The sequence below is a fragment of the Roseisalinus antarcticus genome, from assembly GCF_900172355.1.
In the GTDB taxonomy this organism is placed as follows: Bacteria; Pseudomonadota; Alphaproteobacteria; order Rhodobacterales; family Rhodobacteraceae; genus Oceanicola; species Oceanicola antarcticus_A.
The window spans coordinates 1-4,587 of sequence record NZ_FWFZ01000080.1 but is presented as its reverse complement, the minus strand read 5'-3'; the positions used below and the strand labels follow the sequence as shown (position 1 = coordinate 4,587).

Here is a 4,587-nt window from a genome sequence, read left to right as displayed (position 1 = left end):
TCCTCTGCCGCGATGGCCGCTGGCGGCCCGTTGAGCCCGGAACATTCCCGCTGGTTGATAGGATATCCGGTCGCATGGGGCTGCTGCGGGGCTACGGCAATGCGATCGTGCCGCCGCTCGCGGCGGAATTCGTGAGCGCGTTTCTCGAATGCCTGCCTAAGGGGACGGGATCAAGCAGACGCGTACCATGTCGGTGATTGTGGCCGCGACGAATGTCGTCGTCGGGTACGGGCTCGCCGTTGTAACTAAGAACCTGAAGATCCGGGTAGCCTTCACGATTGCGAGCCTCGCCAAATCCTATGCGCTGAGGCGGCTGTTCGCGGCAGGAAAGATGCGATGACACATGGGCAGCGATGCAGGGCCTGTCGGCCGCCTGGGTTCACCTCGGCAACTTGGTAATTCCTTGCTTTTTTGGGGAAAGACGGCGGTGACGCAGGGAGGAGGAGAGCGCCACCGCCATATTTTGAAGACTTAGGGAGGAGGAAAAGCCTTCGTTTTTGTAGGTAACGTCTATGGACGTTGATCGAAAGACCAAATGCTGCAATGCAGCATTGTAGACTGTGCAATGCTCAATAATCAGGCAGGACTGTGGCTCGATTGCCCAAAAATGAGGTGACTTCTCTTGGGCGCTTCAGGAATACTTATGGAATACAGAAACTGAGGACGCCGCCGGGTGCCACAAACGCTTACCATGTCGCTTATTGAGGCGGCGGCAAACGTTGTCGTCGGCTACGTTTTGGCCATCGCCACGCAGATCGTCGTGTTCCCATGGTTCGGGATCGAGGCCGCAATTGGCGAGCATCTGGCGATCGGTCTCGTATTCCTCGCAGTCTCGCTGATCCGTGGCTACCTGCTGCGGCGGTTGTTCGAGCGCCTACGGTTTGTCGCATTGCGCCGTTGACCCGTCCGCCCGGTTCGGTCAGTCACGCCATCGACAGCTGCGGCGACGGTGGGTGACATGGGACAGCAGGAACATATCCGAGAAAAGCTCGAAAAACTGGAGGCGCTCTTCGCGCGCGGCGCAACCGAAGGCGAGCGCGTGGCGGCCGGCGCCGCGCTCGATCGTCTGAACAGCCGTCTCGATACAGGCGCGCAGGAAGAGAAGATCGAGTTTCAATATTCGCTCCCGGACGTTTGGGCGGTGAAAATCTTCGTGGCGCTGTGCCGCAAGCATGGCGTGCATCCGTATCGCTATCCGCGTCAGCGTCGCACCACGGTGATGGTGAATGTTCAGAAATCGGTGTTCGAGCAAACCGTGATGGCCGAGTTCGAGATGCTGCATGCGGAACTCGTGGCGTACTTCAAGGATACGGTCGATCATCTGATCGCCGACGCCATGAAGTCCGATGGCGAGGATGCAAACCTCGAACGGCCCCAGATCGGTCGATAAAAAAAGGGCCAGCGCGTGGCTGGCCCGAGTTGAGACAGGCGAAGCGGTGCGCAGCACCACTTCGGGCAATTGAGGTTTCATACAGGCGCAACCTCATCGGTCAGCATCACGATGCCGGACGATTCTGCAACAAGCATCGAGGCTTGCGGCACAATAGGTCACCCGGAGGTCACAGGGTGCTGGGTTCAATTTTGTATACGCGCCCCCGATCCGCGATCTTCTCGGAGGTGATCGTCAGCCCGAGCTTCTTCTTCAACGCGCCGGACATTGCCCCTCTCGCAGTGTGTGGTTGCCATTCTAATGCTGCCACGATCTCGTCGATGGTCGCGCCGCCCTCGGCGCTGAGCATCGCGATCAGCGCTTCCTGCTTGGTGCCGCTGCGGCGGCGCACGGGCTGCGGGGCGGCCTCGGCCTCCGGCTGGCCAGTGCCCTGCGTGTCAGGAGCGTCCGTGATCCCGAGGGTGCTGTAGGCCAGCGGTGTGGCGCGCAGCGTGACGGGCCCGCGGTCTTCGTCGTGCCGGTACACGGTGTTGAGGTCGGTGGCGGGGATTTCCTCGATCAGCCCCTGCTTCAGCAGGCTTTTGCAGACATTGCCGACGGCACCGCCCTTTAGGCCGGTGGTGACGGGAAACACGGCCCCGTCCTCGCGCGCGCAGGCGGCGGACAGGATGACGGCTTGGGCGTCGGATAGCTGGATCTGGGTCATGGTTGGTCTCCGGTTTGGGCCCTTGCGACATGCAAGGGCTTCTATCGGGTGAAGCCCACCGTGAAGGCGGGCTGTCCGGGATAAGGGCCGGAAGGGGTTAGCCGACGTATTCGCCTTCGCCGAAGGCGCTGTCTGTGATGCGCTTGAGCAGGCTGGCGTAATGCTCGAGCGTGCCGACCATCGCCCAGCCCACCTCGTCGGGGTGGGTCTCGAAATGATCGTCGCTGAGCGCCTGCAGGCGCGCGAGCCTCTCGTCGATCTCTGCTTTCTTGCCGATGAAGGCGGCGAGCGCGGCTTGCTTGTTGCGCCGCGCCTTCTCGGCGCGCAGCTGGTGGCGGGGTGTGGTTTGCGGGTTGAGGCTGGTCATGGCGTGGCTCCTTGGGGTGAGTTGCATCGTTTTGGTGAGACCACCATCGCTCTGCCGGTCCGATTATCGTAGGTAAATCAGCGCCATAAGATTGCGTTCTGCTCATCCGATTCGATCATCATCGATCAGCGCCGCTTGATCCGCCTCGTGCCGCTGGGCCGCGTCGGGCGGGTCGCGATGCGCGTTGACCATGGCCACGAAGAGCGCGCGACTGATGGCCGCCACATCGTCAGCCCCGGCGCTGGTGAGATGCACATCGTGAATGGCGATGGCCTCGCCCAGATCGGTTAAGACATAGAGCGTGGCGAACTCCGCCTCGGGCGGGTCGCAGGTGACGGTGTTGCGATCATCTCGGCTAACCGCGACACTGCGGCAGGACCGCAGGTCAAATCCAATGGCGCAGTTGCGGCGCACGATGTCGTCGAGGGTCTCGCCATCAGGCAGGCAGTTGCAGGACATGTCCATCGGGACCTCCTTCAGATCAGTTGCACACTCGCCAGAAACGCGCTGGCGGCAGCAAGCTGGGTGGTCGGCAGCTCGATCTTGATGTGCGAGATCACGTCCGAGGCCTCGGCCGTGAACCCCTCGTCACGCAGCGCGGCCTCGATCATCCGTGCGGCAGCGTCGTGGTCCTTGAGGTTCAGTGGATCGGGCAGCGCGGCGTGATCGATTCGGATGGTGGTGATGGCGGTCATGGTCGTGTCCTTTCAGGCGTTGGTGGAAGCGCAGCGTCCGGCATCAAAGGCTGCTTCCAGCGCGGAGCGGATTGCCCAGACGGCGTGCTCGTGGAAATCGAGACTGTCAGCGTTCCGGGTCTCGAGGGTATCGAGAAACAGGTGGCGTTCCGCGATCTCGAGAAGCAGCGCATCGCGATCATGATCCGGCGTGGGGTTTTCCTGGGTGGTCATTGGGCTCTCTCCGATCCTGATGCGTTTCCCGGATCCAAGACTCGCTCGACCGGACAGCGTAATCAACTGAAATCGCAGTAATTCCATTGCTTTATCCGGAGGGCGGTCGGTCGATGCAGGGCATGAGCGAGCGCGGCTACGCAGCCCGTGTCGGGCTGTCGCGCGGGGCGGTGCAGAAGGCCAAGGAGGCCGGGCGGCTGGTGCTGCACGCGGATGGCAGCATCGATGCCGACGCCTCGGACAAGCGGCGGGCCGAGACGACCGATCCGTCGAAGGTCCGCAAGGCTCCTGCGCAGAAGATGAAGCCGGTGCCCGAGGCGGCGGTCTCGGCCGTCGGCGAAACGCTGAAGGAACAGGGCATAGCCGCGCCGCCGGTCGGCGGTGGCACGACCTTCCTGCAGGCCAAGACCGCCAACGAGGTGATGAAGGCGCAGGAGCGGCGGCTGCGGCTGCAAAAGCTCAAGGGAGAGCTGGTCGACCGGGCCCGGGCGGAAACGCTGATGTTCCGGCTGGCGCGGGACGAGCGCGATGCGTGGGTGACCTGGCCCGCGCGGGTCGCGGCGCTGATGGCGTCGGAGCTGACCGCGGCGCTCGGGGACGGGACCGAGGTCGAGGCGGCGGTGATGCAGAAGGTTCTGGAAACCCATGTCCGCGCGCAACTCGACAGCCTCGCCGACATCCGGCCCAAGCTTGCATGACGATGTTGCCGCTTTCGACGGCGCGACGGACCTGATCCGCGCCTGGTCGCGCGGCATCCGGCCCGACCCGGACCTGACCGTGTCGGAATGGGCCGACCGGCATCGCTGGCTGTCCTCGCGCGCCTCGGCCGAGCCCGGGCGCTACCGCACGGCGCGCACGCCCTACATGCGCGAGATCATGGATGCGCTGTCGCCCAACAGCCCGCACCAGCGGGTGGTGTTCATGAAGGCTGCGCAGGTCGGCGCGACGGAAGCGGGCAACTGCTTCATCGGGTTTGTCATGCACCACGCACCGGGGCCGATGCTGGCGGTCCAGCCGACGGTGGAACTGGCCAAGCGCAACTCGCGCCAGCGGATCGATCCGCTGATGGAGGAAAGCCCGGAGCTGCGGGAGCGAATCAAGCCGGCGCGCTCGCGCGATGCGGGCAACACCATGCTGTCGAAGGAGTTCGCGGGCGGCATCCTGATCATGACCGGGGCGAACTCGGCGGTGGGGCTGCGGTCCACGCCGGCGCGCT

General features: G+C 63.8%; 10 protein-coding genes. 5 read left to right on the top strand and 5 right to left on the bottom strand.

Going from position 1 to position 4,587, the window contains the following annotated elements; genetic code table 11:
- Positions 1 to 169 precede the first annotated feature (169 nt).
- From ROA7023_RS24635 to ROA7023_RS22950, 3 genes are all read left to right on the top strand, one after another.
- On the top strand, positions 170 to 340 hold the full coding sequence (locus tag ROA7023_RS24635; protein WP_503128322.1) for a DUF7220 family protein: 171 nt from the start codon (positions 170 to 172) through the stop codon (positions 338 to 340).
- A gap of 333 nt (positions 341 to 673) precedes the next feature.
- Entirely contained in the window at positions 674 to 901 is a 228-nt protein-coding gene (locus ROA7023_RS22955) for a DUF7220 family protein (protein ID WP_085881281.1), read from the top strand.
- A 57-nt stretch (positions 902 to 958) separates the two neighbouring features.
- On the top strand, positions 959 to 1,390 hold the full coding sequence (locus tag ROA7023_RS22950) for a hypothetical protein (protein ID WP_085881280.1): 432 nt from the start codon (positions 959 to 961) through the stop codon (positions 1,388 to 1,390).
- A gap of 169 nt (positions 1,391 to 1,559) precedes the next feature.
- On the opposite strand, the gene ROA7023_RS22945 is transcribed toward ROA7023_RS22950, so the two are convergent.
- The 5 genes from ROA7023_RS22945 to ROA7023_RS22925 all read right to left on the bottom strand — a co-directional run bounded on the left by ROA7023_RS22945 (position 1,560) and on the right by ROA7023_RS22925 (position 3,371).
- Entirely contained in the window at positions 1,560 to 2,096 is a 537-nt protein-coding gene (locus ROA7023_RS22945; RefSeq protein WP_085881279.1) for a DUF3489 domain-containing protein, read from the bottom strand.
- Positions 2,097 to 2,193: 97 nt separating this feature from the next.
- A complete protein-coding gene (locus tag ROA7023_RS22940; RefSeq protein ID WP_085881278.1) occupies positions 2,194 to 2,463 on the bottom strand; it encodes a hypothetical protein in 270 nt (89 codons plus the stop codon).
- 102 nt (positions 2,464 to 2,565) lie between these two features.
- Positions 2,566 to 2,928 carry a hypothetical protein gene (locus ROA7023_RS22935; RefSeq protein WP_085881277.1) on the bottom strand — a complete coding sequence of 121 codons (363 nt, stop codon included), beginning with the start codon at positions 2,926 to 2,928 and terminating at the stop codon, positions 2,566 to 2,568.
- Positions 2,929 to 2,939: 11 nt separating this feature from the next.
- Positions 2,940 to 3,158, bottom strand: coding sequence for a hypothetical protein (locus ROA7023_RS22930; protein WP_085881276.1), 219 nt, complete (start codon positions 3,156 to 3,158; stop codon positions 2,940 to 2,942).
- Between the two features lie 12 nt (positions 3,159 to 3,170).
- Positions 3,171 to 3,371, bottom strand: coding sequence for a DUF6900 domain-containing protein (locus tag ROA7023_RS22925; protein WP_085881275.1), 201 nt, complete (start codon positions 3,369 to 3,371; stop codon positions 3,171 to 3,173).
- A 113-nt stretch (positions 3,372 to 3,484) separates the two neighbouring features.
- On the opposite strand from ROA7023_RS22925, the gene ROA7023_RS22920 reads away from it, so the two are divergent.
- Positions 3,485 to 4,069, top strand: a complete 585-nt coding sequence (locus ROA7023_RS22920; protein WP_085881282.1) for a hypothetical protein — start codon at positions 3,485 to 3,487, stop codon at positions 4,067 to 4,069.
- The coding region (locus ROA7023_RS22915) for a phage terminase large subunit family protein (RefSeq protein ID WP_200812587.1) at positions 4,017 to 4,587 on the top strand (571 nt) is incomplete at its 3' end. The genes ROA7023_RS22920 and ROA7023_RS22915, both read left to right, overlap by 53 nt.